Annotated in this window: 12 protein-coding genes; 4 read left to right on the forward strand and 8 right to left on the reverse strand. The window is 46.4% G+C overall.

The genetic code is table 11. From position 1 onward, the window contains the following. Positions 1 to 28 precede the first annotated feature (28 nt). Positions 29 to 1,024: an AAA family ATPase gene (locus tag AC060N_RS14415; protein ID WP_479524431.1), complete on the reverse strand. Its 996-nt coding sequence runs from the start codon at positions 1,022 to 1,024 to the stop codon at positions 29 to 31. A gap of 267 nt (positions 1,025 to 1,291) precedes the next feature. On the opposite strand from AC060N_RS14415, the gene AC060N_RS14420 reads away from it, so the two are divergent. Then, positions 1,292 to 1,588 carry a type II toxin-antitoxin system RelE/ParE family toxin gene (locus AC060N_RS14420; protein ID WP_479524432.1) on the forward strand — a complete coding sequence of 99 codons (297 nt, stop codon included), beginning with the start codon at positions 1,292 to 1,294 and terminating at the stop codon, positions 1,586 to 1,588. Continuing rightward, positions 1,588 to 2,358: a tRNA pseudouridine(38-40) synthase TruA gene (gene truA / locus AC060N_RS14425; protein ID WP_106541673.1), complete on the forward strand. Its 771-nt coding sequence runs from the start codon at positions 1,588 to 1,590 to the stop codon at positions 2,356 to 2,358. Before AC060N_RS14420 ends, truA begins: the two co-directional genes overlap by 1 nt. Here the strand turns inward: truA and AC060N_RS14430 are convergent. The 4 genes from AC060N_RS14430 to AC060N_RS14445 all read right to left on the reverse strand — a co-directional run bounded on the left by AC060N_RS14430 (position 2,355) and on the right by AC060N_RS14445 (position 7,164). After that, positions 2,355 to 3,104, reverse strand: coding sequence for a shikimate dehydrogenase family protein (locus AC060N_RS14430; protein WP_479524433.1), 750 nt, complete (start codon positions 3,102 to 3,104; stop codon positions 2,355 to 2,357). The genes truA and AC060N_RS14430 overlap by 4 nt on opposite strands. Next, positions 3,101 to 4,033 carry a DUF368 domain-containing protein gene (locus tag AC060N_RS14435; RefSeq protein ID WP_153639873.1) on the reverse strand — a complete coding sequence of 311 codons (933 nt, stop codon included), beginning with the start codon at positions 4,031 to 4,033 and terminating at the stop codon, positions 3,101 to 3,103. Before AC060N_RS14435 ends, AC060N_RS14430 begins: the two co-directional genes overlap by 4 nt. A gap of 105 nt (positions 4,034 to 4,138) precedes the next feature. After that, positions 4,139 to 5,563, reverse strand: coding sequence for a tetratricopeptide repeat protein (locus AC060N_RS14440; RefSeq protein WP_479524434.1), 1,425 nt, complete (start codon positions 5,561 to 5,563; stop codon positions 4,139 to 4,141). Between the two features lie 56 nt (positions 5,564 to 5,619). Continuing rightward, complete coding sequence (locus AC060N_RS14445) at positions 5,620 to 7,164, reverse strand: DUF4301 family protein (protein ID WP_479524435.1); 1,545 nt, start codon at positions 7,162 to 7,164, stop codon at positions 5,620 to 5,622. 155 nt (positions 7,165 to 7,319) lie between these two features. Here AC060N_RS14445 and mnmL point away from each other — a divergent pair, with 155 nt between their 5' ends. After that, on the forward strand, positions 7,320 to 8,285 hold the full coding sequence (gene mnmL / locus AC060N_RS14450) for a tRNA modification radical SAM protein MnmL/YtqA (protein WP_479524436.1): 966 nt from the start codon (positions 7,320 to 7,322) through the stop codon (positions 8,283 to 8,285). On the opposite strand, the gene AC060N_RS14455 is transcribed toward mnmL, so the two are convergent. Then, entirely contained in the window at positions 8,282 to 10,183 is a 1,902-nt protein-coding gene (locus AC060N_RS14455) for a YgiQ family radical SAM protein (RefSeq protein ID WP_479524437.1), read from the reverse strand. The two genes, mnmL and AC060N_RS14455, sit on opposite strands and share 4 nt — an antisense overlap. Before the next feature lie 172 nt (positions 10,184 to 10,355). Here AC060N_RS14455 and AC060N_RS14460 point away from each other — a divergent pair, with 172 nt between their 5' ends. Then, the gene (locus AC060N_RS14460) at positions 10,356 to 12,170 is read left to right on the forward strand and encodes a lysophospholipid acyltransferase family protein (RefSeq protein WP_479524438.1); all 1,815 of its coding nucleotides are present in this window, start codon (positions 10,356 to 10,358) and stop codon (positions 12,168 to 12,170) included. Positions 12,171 to 12,238: 68 nt separating this feature from the next. On the opposite strand, the gene AC060N_RS14465 is transcribed toward AC060N_RS14460, so the two are convergent. Then, on the reverse strand, positions 12,239 to 12,820 hold the full coding sequence (locus tag AC060N_RS14465) for an indolepyruvate oxidoreductase subunit beta (protein ID WP_479524439.1): 582 nt from the start codon (positions 12,818 to 12,820) through the stop codon (positions 12,239 to 12,241). Positions 12,821 to 12,843: 23 nt separating this feature from the next. Beyond that, complete coding sequence (locus tag AC060N_RS14470) at positions 12,844 to 14,457, reverse strand: thiamine pyrophosphate-dependent enzyme (RefSeq protein ID WP_479524440.1); 1,614 nt, start codon at positions 14,455 to 14,457, stop codon at positions 12,844 to 12,846. Between the last annotated feature and the right edge of the window lie 139 nt (positions 14,458 to 14,596).

Genomic DNA, 14,596 nt, shown 5'->3' on the forward strand with positions numbered 1-14,596 from the left:
CTCTCTCCCCGTTTCCGGGAAACCGTCACTACGGTACCTCAACGGTATTGAGAATTTCGGAGATGATTTCTTCACTGGTCAGGTTATTGGCTTCCGCTTCGTAACTGAGACCGATACGGTGACGCAGTACATCGTGACTCACGGCACGGATATCTTCCGGAATCACATAACCACGGCGCTTGATGAACGCGTATGATTTGGCTGCCTGTGCCAGGCTAATTGATGCACGCGGCGACGCTCCGTAGGTAATCATCTCGGCGTATTTCGGCAATCCGTGCTCGGCTGGCTGACGGGTTGAGTAGACAATATCGACAATGTACTTCTGAATCTTTTCGTCGATGTACACATCTTTCACGATGTCGCGTGCGCGGATAATGTCTTCCGGCTTCAGAATCGGCGATGCTTCCGGGAACTTCTTCAGCAGGTTTTGCTGAATGACCATCCGTTCTTCATCTTTCTTCGGATAATCCAACACCACTTTCAGCATAAAACGGTCGACCTGTGCTTCGGGAAGCGGATATGTTCCTTCCTGCTCAATCGGGTTTTGGGTTGCCATTACCAGAAAGGGCTGCTCCAATTTGTAGGTGTGATCGCCAATGGTAATCTGGCGCTCCTGCATGGCTTCCAACAACGCCGACTGCACTTTGGCAGGTGCCCGGTTGATCTCATCGGCCAAAACAAAATTGGTAAAAATCGGGCCTTTCTTCACCATGAACTCCTCGTTCTTCTGGCTGTATATCATGGTACCCAGCAAGTCGGCCGGCAACAGGTCGGGCGTAAACTGGATGCGGGCAAATTTAGCAGCCACAATATGCGAAAGCGTGTTAATCGCCAACGTTTTTGCCAAACCGGGAACACCTTCCAGCAGAATGTGTCCATCGGATAACAATCCGATCAGCAAGCTGTCTACCAAATGCTTTTGTCCTACAATCACTTTATTCATCTCCATGGTAATCATGTCGACAAATGAGCTCTCCTGTTGAATCCTCTCATTGAGTTCTTTAATATCTACTGACTGATTCATCCGAATATGATTTGTTTTTAATTGTCGAATAGAACTAACATGTTGTTACAATTATTCCCGTCAATGCTAACAATAATTACACCATGTTCGTTACATACTTCCGAAAGGTTATTTTTTTAATTGAAAATTTCTTTTTTTGAATGCTTACGAAATTAATGGTTTACCGATGATTAGCCAATAACATTTTGTTAAAAATCGTTAACCCTAAAAGCTTTGAAAGCTTCCTAAAATACTTTAATTTAAGATGCTGGAAAAATATTTTTTACTATGACCCAACGTAAAGTCATATTAACCCCCAAAGCTGAAAATGAGTTCAGTCAACTCCGGAAATTTTTGTCAGGAGAATGGTCGCCGCGGGTCGGTACCAACCTTGAGCGAAAAATCGACTGGCTCCTGGAAAAGCTGGTCCAAAATCCGGAAAGCTTTCCAACGACGACTTCCGGTGATTATCACGTTGCCCGTCCGGGACGAACAACGTCAGTTTTTTTTACCTTTGACGACCGGGAAATCCGCATACAATCCATTGTGGATACCCGCTTAAATCCGAAGGTAAACAATTCCTGATGCAACGATATTTTATTCAACTCGCATACGATGGAGCAAACTATCATGGCTGGCAAATCCAGCCCGGCTCTATCAGTGTGCAGGAAGTTCTGGAAAAATCAATCTCAACCATATCCCGCGAGGAAATTCACGTAACAGGCGCCGGACGCACCGATACCGGCGTACATGCCAGCTTTTTTGTGGCTCACTTCGATGCCGAATCAGAAAACCTGGACGACCAGCATTTCACTTTCCGGTTGAACCGGTTCCTTCCGCCAGATATTTCAGTGCAGAATATTTACAAAGTGCACGACAAAGCGCATGCCCGTTTTGATGCGACCTACCGTACATATCAGTATTTCATTACCAAACAAAAGGATCCGTTCAGCCGGGCTTTTGCCTACCACCATTACCGATTGCTGGATACGGAAAAGATGAATGAGGCAGCCCAACTGCTTTTCAACTATTCTGACTTCACCAGTTTCAGTCGTACCGGAGCGGATGCAAAAACCGGCATTTGTAAAATGATGGAAGCTTATTGGACTGAAGAACCCGATCGGTATATCCTGACGATTAAAGCTGACCGTTTTCTGCGGAATATGGTTCGTGCCGTGGTAGGAACCATGCTCGATATTGGTATGGGAAAAATGGAGCCGGAGGAAATTGGCCGAATTATTGAAGCGAAGGACCGGCGGGTAGCTGGTTCCAGTGCTGCCGCCCGTGGCTTATTCCTTGTTGATATCGGTTACCCGGAAGAAATTTCGCAGGGCCTTATCAGAAATCCCGGTTAATCGCGATTCCAGATTTCCCAGGCTGCCAACGCCTGTCCATGCAGCATGTCCAGACCATTTTTGATCGTTGCTCCCTGCTTTTCTCCCTTTTCCAGGAAACGAGTCTTTTCCGGATTGTAAACCAAATCGTATAACAGGTGCTTTTCGGTGATAAATTGGTAAGGTATGTCCGGAAAACCGTCTGTTTTTGGGTATGTTCCCAGCGGTGTCGTATTAACGATGACCGTATAATCAGACAGCAGACTCTCGTCCAAATCGCCGTAGCTAATTTGTCCCTCACCTTTCGGTAAACGGGAAACCAACACCGTTGATAAACCCAACCTTTCTAACGCCCAGACAACCGCTTTGGAAGCGCCGCCGGTTCCTAAAACCAGCGCCTTTTTATGATGCGCCTTCAACAAGGGTTGAATGGAATCGCCGAAACCGATGACGTCGGTATTAAATCCGCGCAAGCGATAAGTTGCTCCTTCCCTTTCAATCCGGATGGTATTAACAGCACCTATCTCCTGTGCTGCCTCATCTACTTCATCGAGATAAGTGAAAACATCCTGCTTATATGGAATGGTCACATTCAAGCCTATTAACATTGGATTTTCACGAATGACAGCCGGCAACTTATCGATGTTGTCGATTTCGAAGTTTTCGTAGATCGAGTCAATCCCCTCCCGGGAAAACTTTTCGGTAAAGAATTTCTTCGAGAAGGAATGCGTCAGCGGATATCCAATGAGGCCGAATGTTTGTTTCATGATTCCTCAACAGTTTGAGCAGATTTCTCCAACAAGTATATGGTAAAGATTCCGGCAACCATTAGCAGTACGGCTACAATCACTGCCGTTGACCATGATTCGGGAATGTACCAGTCGTAACCGGAAACCACTTTCTCGCCACTTTTCTTTAACAAGATATTTCCCAAAGCATCCAGCTTATACACCGGATGTTTCCAGGGCCACAAAATTCCCATGGACCCTAAAATGAAACCGGTAAGCAACGCGATGGTTTGATCTTTGAATTTTTTGAAAACCCACGATAAGACATGCGAAAACGCGACCAGGCCAACGACTGCTCCGACTACAACCGGCAACAATACCATCAGGTTGAGTTCGTTAATGGAGTCGATCATCACCAGTTGGTAGTTACCCAACAAAATGAGCACGAACGAGCCGGACAATCCGGGAAGAATCATGCTACAAGCCGCCACGATACCACAAATGAAAAGGTAGAGCAGCGATGAATTTTCAGAAGCCGGGCTCAAAACCGAAACGGAGAAGGCAAATGCTGTTCCCACAATCAGGCTGATGACGACCGACAGACGCCACTTTTCGACCGTCTTCCCAATAAAATAGACCGAAGCCAGAATCAAGCCGAAGAAAAACGACCAAATGTAAATCGGGTAACTTTTGAACAGAAAATCGAACAACCGGGCCAGTGTCAAGATGCTGATGGCAACTCCGGCAAAAACAGCCAGCAAAAAGTCGAGATTGATATGCTTTGCCAACTGACGGAATTTACCGCTCAGCAAGAGTTTAAGCGCTGTTAAATTGAAGGATTTAATGCTATCAATCAACTTTTCAAAAATGCCCGTTATCAGAGCCACTGTTCCTCCCGAAACGCCGGGAATGACATTCGCGGCCCCCATGGCCAAACCTTTCGTGAACAGGTTTAAATATTTTTTCATCGTTTATGTTAATATTTTCAGACTTCCGGTTGGCTAAAATAGACAAAAAAACGGCCGAAATCGCTTCCGGCCGGATTCTGTCAGTATTTTAAAAGTTAATCATTGTTAATGATAATGATTAATCGTCTTATACTTATCAATCAATCGGTTGACAGGCTCACTTTCCACAGCTTTCGGACAAAAGTCGAATAAATCGTGGTACTGGCTAAAGTCTTCGCTCAGTGCTTGTTCCAGATAGTGCATAGCCAGATGTTCGTCACCATTCTCGAGCAAATAGGCTGTCAACCGGTAATTCAGTGTGGCACTCACTACATGTTGCTTTTTGGCTTTCATCAGGGTGTCGATGGCCATAGCCAGTTGATCGTACTCGTAATAGAAGTCAGCAAACGAAAGCCAGCTCTCAGGATTGTTCGCGTCTAACTGAAGCGCTTTCTGGAAAGCCTGCTCAGCCTCTTCGTAATCATTCAACGTGGAGTTAACCTTGCCGAAGGTTAGCCAAAAATCGGCATTATCCTCTTCCAGCTTGATGGCCTTTTTCAGGAATACCAGACTCTCCGGCACTTTATCCTCAACCAGCAATACCACTGAAGCGCCGTACCAGGCGTCGGCATTGTAGGCATTTAACTGCAACGCTTTCTTATAGTAATCGAATGCCTCTTTGAACTTCCTCTGATGAAAATAGCATTCAGCAATGTAACAGTAGGTTTCGTCGGACTCGCCATCGATTTTCAGGTACTCTTCGTAACCGGCAATGGCTTCGTCGAACCTCTCGGCATTGGCAAGCGAATTCGCCCGGTTAAACAGTGCCGAGGCATAATTATCATCGAGTGCCAGCGCGAAATCGTATGCTTCCACTGCATTGTTGAAATCATTCACCCGGTTGTAAGCAATTCCAAGGTTGTACCAGACAAACTCAGAGAACGGATCCAAATCAAGGTATTTGTTGTAATAATGAATACACTTATAGCTCTCACCTACCTTGTCGTAGCTAAAAGCCAAATCGTAAATCACGTTCTCGTTTTCCGGATTTTCCTGGTAAGCTCTTTCAAAAAACGGAATAGCGCGATTATATTCGCTGTTCTGGATAAATGCTACCCCAATGCTGTAAAGGACTTCATCTTTTTCTTCGTAAGCAAACCGCTCCGCCTCTTCGAAGTAATAAGTGGCTTTTCGGCTCTCACCCAAAAAGTTGTAACAAGAACCGAGCATCAGCAAAATCTCCGGATTCGAAGATTCGATTCCAGCTACCATTTCGAGCATTTCTCTCGCCTCGTCCACTTTTCCCTGCGTAAGCAGAATACGAGCCTGCCGCACTTTCAGCGAAATCGCCTGGGGGTGCTGCCGCAATCCGCTCCTCACCGCCTTTACCGCATGAGAATGATGTCCCCTGTCGGAATAATAGTCGATGATGTATTCAAACTCTGCTACATCAAAAAACTCAACACGCTCCTCGTGCTGCATCTTCTGATAACGTTCAATTAGTAAAGCAATTTCGTTGCTTTCGTAGTCGTCCTTAGCTCCTTGTTCCATAAAATTTACCTGTCTGCGTATCTGTTAAAAATACCCAACGCAAAATCATCCCATCCTTAGGAGTCCTGGTGTTCTTCTCTCAATAAATCGTTGACGGTTTTCACCGGATTGAAGGTGATGACCGGAACTTCTACAAAGAGAGTAATCCAGTCGGCCATGGCTCCGTTCCAAAGTCCTGGCAGCTCCTGCGCCTTCAGCGGCTTTCCTTCTTTCGATTTATGAGAAATAAACCCGGTATTCGGATCGCGGTACTTCAACAAGTCAAATTTTTCGCCTTTGCTGTCGCGAACCCCACACACCAAATCAACCGGATTAAAATGTGTCGATTGCCCGACTATTTTTGTTTGTTCCTCATTTTCATTGTCAATCTGACTTCCCTCGACAATCTGCAACGAAATGGTATTGTCTGCGTTGCGTGCCCAAAACGGACCGCCGCCCGGCTCACCTTCGTTTTTCACCATACCGCAAACCCTGATGGGGCGGTTCAGTTTATTTCGCAGATAAGGAATCAAATCTTCCTTTTCAGTATAGTACTGGCTTTCCACGGCCTCAACGCAAAGTTCATTCGTCAGAAAATCCGAAATCTCTGCGATGAGTTTGTCCGGCACTGCCGCTGAATTTTTTTCCAGCTCGCGAAGGTAATTAAAAACCCTTTGCCGGTAATACAGTAACACACCTGCCAACGCTTTTTTATAACGTACGGTCGGCTCTTTTAGTCTGTCAGGCACGACATTATCAATATTTTTAATAAAGATGATGTCGCTGTCAATATCGTTCAGGTTTTCGAGCAATGCTCCGTGTCCTCCCGGCCTGAACAGCAATGAACCGTCTTTCTGGCGGAAAGGTTCGTTTTCGGGCGTTACCGCGATAGTATCGGTTGATGGTTTTTGTTCAGAAAAACCAACCTGGTAATGTGCGCCGTACTGGTGCTCATATTTCTTCGCCGCTTCATCGGTTTTCTCTTCAAAGTAAGAAAGGTGCTCCGGTGATACCGTGAAATGCAAGCTCACTTGCCTTCCCGAATCTTTTCCATACAATGCACCTTCAACCATGTGCTCCTCAACCGGCGTTCTGGATTTCTCGCCATACTGATGAAATTGCAGCAATCCTTTCGGAAGAAAGCCGTAATTCAACCCTTTCACAGTCAATACAAATTCCAGAATTTCCCGGTAGGGTAAGTGTCCGTCACTATCCGCTTTTTTCAATTCATCGGGCAACTGATGGTAAAAAGCGAACTTCGGGAGGTTATCAAAGAAAGCTTTGACATCGGCATGTGCTCCCTTTTTTAACAGCGAAACAGCCTGCTCCTGCGATTGAGCTGCATCCTGAAAAGCAAAAAGCTTTTGAAACATGCGACTGGCTGCACCCGAAGCCGGCACAAACTTTTCGATGGCGATTCCCCGGTTGACCTCGTGCTCGAAAATGCCGATGTACCTTTCAATCCGGCCTTCGTCGAGCTTTATAATTCCGTCGTTTACAGTGGCTGGACGGAGAACATTCATGAAGGGAAATCCTTTTTTAAAATTCTCAATTTGATGTTCTACTTCGGGTAGCTGGCTACCGCGATTGCTAATTTGCTGAATATCCTTTTCTGTAAACATAATCAACCAGTTACTTTAGTCGCTAAAGATAGAAAAAGGTTTAAAAAATAAAAACGAATAAACCTCTCCGAAACCTTAAGTTATCAAGAAGAAATCAACCGTTAGACATAATTTTAGAACGGTTCTAAAACTAAATAACCGCTATCTTTGCGGCCATGAGGGCTGATGCACAAATAAACGGGATTTTTCCCTGGGGACACCAACGGAGATACAACGATTTTCCTACCTTTTTCAGGCGCAAATTTAATGAAAGGGTTCAGAAAATCTCAATCGATGCGGGATTTACCTGCCCCAACCGTGACGGCAACCGCGGAACCGGAGGTTGCACCTACTGCAACAACAAAACCTTCAAGCCTACTTATTGTAACCTCGAGAACAGCGTTTCCAGTCAGTTGGAAAAAGGCGTGGAGTTCTTTCGCAAGAGATATGACAGCATCAAGTTCCTGGCATATTTTCAAGCCTACTCCAACACCTACGCTCCAATTGAGGATCTCCGAAAACTGTACGAGGAAGCGTTGGCTTACCCGGGCGTCATTGGTTTGGTGATTGCCACCCGTCCTGATTGTCTGGACAATGAAGTGCTCGACTACCTGCAAGCGCTTTCAGAAAAGCATTACGTGATGGTAGAACTGGGTATCGAATCGGTTCAGGACGACACGTTGAAAACGATTAATCGGGGCCATGTCTGGGAAGAGTCCGTCAGAGCATTAGAGGAAACATCGAAAAGAGGAATTCACAATTGCGCTCACATGATTTTGGGACTTCCGGGTGAAAGCCGGGACGATTTACTGCAACAGGCTGAAATTATTTCCCGGTTACCGGTAGAAAATCTGAAATTGCACCAGCTGCAAATTCACAAAGGAACGGTGATGGCCAAACAGTATGCTGACACGCCCGAGATGTTCCATCTTTTCTCTGTCGATGAATACAAGGAACTGGTGGTTGACTACCTTGAGCGGCTGAATCCTGAAATCATTGTCGAACGTTTTGTCAGCTCAGCGCCGCCGGACATGCTGATTGCCCCCCGTTGGGGATTAAAAAACTTCGAGTTTGTGGCCAAAGTGGAAAAACGTCTCGAAGAACGGAATACCTGGCAAGGACGGCTTTTTCAGGAATTCTAATGCCGCTTATGATGTTTCGGCTTCTTTCTCTTTGACTGACTTCTCTTATTTCCGGCCGGTTGTTGCTCTGCATCAAACAACCGTTTCTCCAAATCGCGACGATTGAGTTGCTGTAATTCCTGCCTCAGCGAATTCCGGTATTCTTTCTTGTACCAGAAGAAGAATTTGCGTTGCGCCAGTTTCTCTTTTTCGGTTCTTGGAACGAACACTTTCTCGAGGGTGTATGGATGGTATCCGGAATAATATATCACAGTAGCCACCGTCATCGGCGTAGGCGTAAAATCCTGTACCTGCTCCAATTTGAAATCCAACTCTTTGGTTTCTGCCGCCAATTCCGCCATATCCTCTAACTTACTTCCGGGATGACTGGAAATGAAATATGGAATCAACTGCTGCTTCAGCCCCTCTTTCCGGTTGACCGAATGAAAGAAAGTGGTTAAGCGGCGAAACAGTTCAAATGAAGGCTTGCGCATTACATTCAACACGTCATCAGAAGTGTGTTCCGGCGCCACTTTTAGCCTGCCGGAAACATGATGCCGGATGACTTCACGCAGATATTCCAGGTTGCCTTCATCTTTTTCCGCATCACCTGTTTCATGAAAAGCCAAATCGTAGCGAATACCACTACCGATGAATGCTTTTTTCACTCCAGGGAAACCGGCTACTTTCTGATACAAACCGGTTAACGGACGATGATCAGTTTCCAGGTTCCTGCAAACCGACGGATAGATACAGGAAGGACGTTTGCATTGGCGGCAAAGCTCCAAATCCCTTCCTGCCATGCGGTACATATTGGCCGAAGGACCGCCCACATCGGAAATGTAGCCTTTGAAGTCGGGCATATCCACAACGGTTTCCACCTCTTTCATCACCGATTTTTCGGAACGGGAAACCACAAACTTCCCCTGATGTGCCGAAATAGTACAAAATGCACAGCCGCCAAAACACCCCCGATGAATATTAATCGAGTGACGAATCATCTCGTAGGCAGGAATCGCTCCTTTTCCGTTGTAACGTGGGTGAGGCATCCGCGTAAACGGCAACTCATAAACCTTGTCAATTTCTTTAGTGGAAAGTGGCGGCCAAGGTGGATTTACCACAATCTGTCGACTCCCAACCTGCTGAACCAGTTTCTTTGCCTGCCAGCGGTTGGATTCTTCTTCGATGTACCGGAAATTGGCCGCAAACTTCTTTTTATCCTTCAGACATTCTTCATGAGCATTGATTTCCAGCGTTTCCCAATCGGCCTTTGTTGCATAATTTTCTTCTGAAGAAACCATAAAAGCTGTTTGCGGAATATTGGTCAACGAATTTACCGGAACGCCTCGCTGTACCAACCGCGCAAACTCTGAAATGGATTTTTCAGCCATCCCATAAAAAAGCAAATCGGCACCACTTTCTTCCAGAATACCCGGTTTCAGCTTATCCGACCAGTAGTCGTAATGCGTCAGACGGCGTAATGAAGCCTCGATACCACCCAAAACAACGGGAATGTCGGGATATATTTTTTTGAGGATGTTTGTGTAAACCACCGACGCGTAATCGGGACGGGCGCCTGCTCTGCCTCCCGGCGTGTAGGCATCGTTCGAGCGCCGGCGACGATTGGCCGTATAGTGATTCACCATCGAGTCCATATTTCCGGCGGTAACGCCAAAAAATAAACGAGGTTCACCCAGCTTTTTGAAGTCACGTAAATCGTCGGTCCAGTTGGGTTGGGCCACAACGGCCACCCGCAATCCGGCAGCTTCCAGGATGCGCCCGATAACCGCCGCCCCAAACGACGGATGGTCCACATACGCATCACCGGTAAACAGGATCACATCTGCTGCATCCCATCCCAGCGCCTTCATCTCTTTCGCCGAAGTCGGCAACCATCCGGATGTTTCTGCTCTATTCAAATTCTGAGTCAATTTGCTTTGTTTGCGGCAAAGTTACACTTTTCAGCATCTACATTTTCAAAAGCCTTTATTTTTACATTTTACATACAGAATGGTTACATCTCTCCAAAACATATCATACAGATTCCATTTTTTTTATCTTTAGCCCAACCTAGCACATGTTAAATTAACCATGGGAATCGTTAGCTCTAAAGACCTGGTAAAAGCCAGCCCATTCATCCAATATCTTGGGGGTGAATATTTTGCCAAATTCCTGATGCACCTCCTGCGCTTCAACGAGTTGAATACGCTCTACGAAGAAATTGGAAATAAATCGGGTATCGAATTCATTGATGCTTTAATTGATTATCTGGACATCCGTCTCGAATTTAATCCGCAGGACCTGGAACGCATTCCGGCAACGGGTGGATTTATAACGGTTTCGAACCATCCGTTTGGCGGTATCGATGGCATTTTGCTCATCAAACTAATGTCGATGGTACGCGATGATCAGAAAGTATTGGCCAATTTCTTGCTGAAAAAGGTCAAACCGATCGGAGAATACTTTTTCGCAGTCAATCCGTTTGAGAATATGCCGGAAGCGGGGTCGAGTGTCAGCGGGATGAAAGCTGCTTTCGACCACATTAATGAAGGAGGCGTGCTCAGCATTTTCCCTGCCGGGGAAGTTTCGACCAAATACAACTCTGCCAATTTCATTGCTGATCGGGAATGGTTGTATCCGGCCATCAAATTCATCCGGAAAGCAGACGTGCCGGTGGTGCCTGTATTTTTTCACGGGACCAACAGCCGCATGTTCCACTGGTTAGGTCGCATTCACCCAACGCTTCGAACAGCCAGACTGGCTTCGGAGTTGCTGAATAAAAAAGGGAAAACCATCAAGGTGCGCATTGGGAATCCCATTCCGGTGAAAGAGCAACATTCGTTTACCGACATACATCAATACGGACGTTACCTCCGTTCAAAAACCTACTGTCTCGATACCGGACTGGAAGTGAAGCGCTTTTTCAACTATTCGCTGAAAAGAAAAACCAAACCGGAAGAGATTATTGCACCGGCATCAAAAGAGGCTATTCTGGAAGAGGTTCGAAATCTTCATCCTGATTTCCTGCTTTTCGATATCAAAAATTATTCGATTTACTGCGCGCCGTCGGAGGTGATGCCCAATATTCTGCATGAAATAGGACGATTGCGCGAAATTACCTTCCGGGAAGTGGGCGAAGGAACCAACCGGGCCACCGACCTCGATGAATTTGACCTGTACTACAACCAGATGTTTATCTGGGACAGGGACGAGGAAAAAATCGTGGGCGCCTACCGGATTGGAAAAGGTGCCGATATCATCCGCCAATTTGGTGTTCAGGGATTTTACACCCAGAGCCTTTTCCGGATGAAAAAAGGTTTTAAAGACACATTGAATCAATCGTTGGAACTCGGACGTTCGTTCATTGTGAAGGAATACCAACGGAAACCACTGCCTTTGTTCCTGCTGTGGAAAGGCATTCTTTATTTTCTCTTGCGGAATCCGGAATACCGCTATTTACTGGGACCGGTGAGTATCAGCAGCACGTATTCCGACAAATCGAAAGAGTTGATCATCCGGTATATTATGGCCAATTTTTACGATTACAAAAGCGCCAAACATATCCGTCCGCGCAACCGACACAAAGTGACCACACGTGATGAAAACCTGAATGTAGCACTCGAGAATCTGACCGACGACATCCGCTCGCTGGACAAATTCATTGGCGACATCGATGAATACAACAAGGGACTGCCGGTACTGCTGAAAAAATACCTAGGGCTGAACGCCAAAATCATCGGCTTCAATGTCGATCCGAAATTCAACAATTGTCTGGACGGGCTGATCATCCTCGATCTGTTCGACGTGCCTCAGGAAACCATCGTTTCACTGTCGAAAGAAGCCAACGACATGAGTATCCTGGAGCGGTTTTATTCCAACACCGAAACAGATAAAGCAAAAGAGTAAAAGCAACTTATCGACATAAAAAACGCCCTCTTTTGAAGGGCGTTTTCTTTTTATGGTGCGATAAATAACTATCGGTTAGCTTCCGCGAACTTTCTTCCTGCCCTCAACGCTTCGAGGTTCAGGTTGACAATCTCCTCTCCTTTCCGTATAAAAATTTTGCGAATTCCGTCTTCAATCAGCCCGAACGGAATATCGATAAACGGTGAAGCGGCTCCCAGCATCACCATATTCGATGCGCGTGAGTTGCCCACTTCTTTCGCTACTTTGTCCGCATCGATGGCAATGTGATGCGGTTGTTTTTTTACTTCGCCCAACACTTTGTCAAGCTCCGGATAATCCGGAATATTCACAAAAGGCGTGGTATTGGTCACCACATACCCTTTTTTCGACAGGAAAGGCAGATAGCGAAGTGATTCCATCGGCTCGACCGAAAGAATAATATCAGCTTCTCCAGCCGGAATTAAATCCGAGTAAATGAGATTATCCGACAATCGAAGGTACGATTGAACAGCACCACCACGCTGACTCATTCCATGCGTTTCGGCCTGTTTGAGATATAAATCATTTTCAACGGCAGCCATTCCCAGCACAGCAGCAATCGATAAAATGCCCTGTCCGCCAACGCCTGCCAATACAATATCACATTTCATAATTTTTGTTTTTTTCGGTTTGACTAAGCGTTCTGTTCACTCTTCATCTTTTCGGCGCGGATGCGACGAGCTGCTTTCTGGATACATTCCCTTCGCGGAACTATCACCGATACGCCCTCGTAATTCACTTCCCGTTCAAGTAATTCTACCAACTTGTCGTGATTTTTGGGGTGCGCTTCAATCGTATGCAAGTGATCCGGATCGACACCTAACCCAAGGCAAATGGATTCAATTTTGCCCAATGCTGCCGAATCCTGTCCTCCGGTCATCGAAACCGATTCGTTATCGCAAATCAAGACCGTAATTGGCGTTTTTTCGTTTACTGCATCCAGCAAACCTGTCATTCCCGAATGGGTAAAAGTCGAATCGCCAATCACAGCCACCGATGGGAACAACCCGGCATCGGCTGCACCTTTCGCCATCGTGATCGATGCGCCCATATCGACACAAGAGTTGATAGAAGAATAAGGAGGCAATGCGCCCAGTGTGTAACAACCGATATCGGAGAATACATGGCCGTCACCAAATGGCTCCATCACTAAGTTCAACGCTTTGTAGGTATCGTGGTGACTACAGCCTTTACACAATGCAGGAGGTCTATTGGCAATAACTTCCGGAGCTTTTTCTCCCTTTTTCACTTTTATGCCCAACGCATTCGCCACATGATCAGGATTGAGCTCTCCCATACGGGGAAGTGTTCCATCAAGACGCCCTAAAATGCGGCGTCCGCGACAGAAGAATCCGCTCAGCATCTCTTCCACCAACGGGTAACCTTCTTCCAGCACCAGAATTTCATCGACCTGCTCTTCCAGTTTCTTCAGCATATCTTCCGGCAACGGATACTGACTTAGTTTCACATGCGGATAAGGACATTCCTCGGGGTAGTTTTCCTTGAGGTAATTATAGGTGATGCCGCAGCAAATGATTCCCAGACTTTTGTCCTCGCCATCAAAATACTGGTTAAACGACGCCTTTTCTGCACTTTCGCGGAAAGAATCCTGTTTCTCCAGCAGACCAGCGTAACGCTTGCGGGCAATAGCCGGTAGCAAAACAAATTGTCTCGGATCTTTCGGCAATGAACCTGTATTTTCCTGCATCGGTTCAACGGTTTCCACGCCGGCACGCGAATGCGCCAATCGAGTGGTAATGCGCAACAAAACAGGAACGCCTAGCTTCTCGGATAATTCAAATCCGGTACGGGCCATTTCATATGCCTCCTGCTGATTGGATGGCTCCAGAATAGGAAGCATCGAGAATTTTCCGTAAAAACGGGAATCCTGTTCGTTCTGGGACGAGTGCATCGAAGGATCGTCGGCAACGGTGACAATCAAGCCGCCGTTCACGCCGGTAATGGCCGAGTTAACAAATGCGTCGGCAGCCACATTCAGCCCCACGTGTTTCATGCAGACCATGGCGCGTTTACCGGCATACGACATGCCCAATGCCGTTTCCATAGCCGTCTTCTCGTTAGCCGACCATTCGCGGTGAATATTCCGCTCCTTCGCTACCGCATTCTCCTGAACATATTCGGTTATTTCGGTGGAAGGAGTCCCGGGATAGGCGTAGACGCCCGACATTCCTCCGTCGATTGCGCCCTGTCCAATGGCCTCCGCCCCGAGCAGTAATTTTTTAGTCATAGCGTATATGTACGTTTTATCGGTTTGTGTTGTTGAATCTTGTCCATTAGATTCTTAAAACAACGGAAAAAACGCACCAATAAAAATGACCGAATGCAGGATTCAACGTCCTGCATTCGCTATGACCTAATATAAAATG

The sequence above is a fragment of the Prolixibacter sp. DSM 2831 genome (genome assembly GCF_056493735.1).

Excerpts from the sequence above, each read along its gene's own strand:
- AC060N_RS14465 (WP_479524439.1), bottom strand. The coding sequence starts at position 12,820 with ATGAAATGTGATATTGTATTGGCAGGCGTTGGCGGACAGGGCATTTTA.
- AC060N_RS14440 (WP_479524434.1), bottom strand. The coding sequence starts at position 5,563 with ATGGAACAAGGAGCTAAGGACGACTACGAAAGCAACGAAATTGCTTTA.
- AC060N_RS14430 (WP_479524433.1), bottom strand. The coding sequence starts at position 3,104 with ATGAAACAAACATTCGGCCTCATTGGATATCCGCTGACGCATTCCTTC.
- AC060N_RS14445 (WP_479524435.1), bottom strand. The coding sequence starts at position 7,164 with ATGTTTACAGAAAAGGATATTCAGCAAATTAGCAATCGCGGTAGCCAG.
- mnmL (WP_479524436.1), top strand. The coding sequence starts at position 7,320 with ATGAGGGCTGATGCACAAATAAACGGGATTTTTCCCTGGGGACACCAA.
- AC060N_RS14460 (WP_479524438.1), top strand. The coding sequence starts at position 10,356 with ATGGGAATCGTTAGCTCTAAAGACCTGGTAAAAGCCAGCCCATTCATC.
- AC060N_RS14435 (WP_153639873.1), bottom strand. The coding sequence starts at position 4,033 with ATGAAAAAATATTTAAACCTGTTCACGAAAGGTTTGGCCATGGGGGCC.
- AC060N_RS14420 (WP_479524432.1), top strand. The coding sequence starts at position 1,292 with ATGACCCAACGTAAAGTCATATTAACCCCCAAAGCTGAAAATGAGTTC.
- AC060N_RS14470 (WP_479524440.1), bottom strand. The coding sequence starts at position 14,457 with ATGACTAAAAAATTACTGCTCGGGGCGGAGGCCATTGGACAGGGCGCA.
- AC060N_RS14415 (WP_479524431.1), bottom strand. The coding sequence starts at position 1,024 with ATGAATCAGTCAGTAGATATTAAAGAACTCAATGAGAGGATTCAACAG.
- truA (WP_106541673.1), top strand. The coding sequence starts at position 1,588 with ATGCAACGATATTTTATTCAACTCGCATACGATGGAGCAAACTATCAT.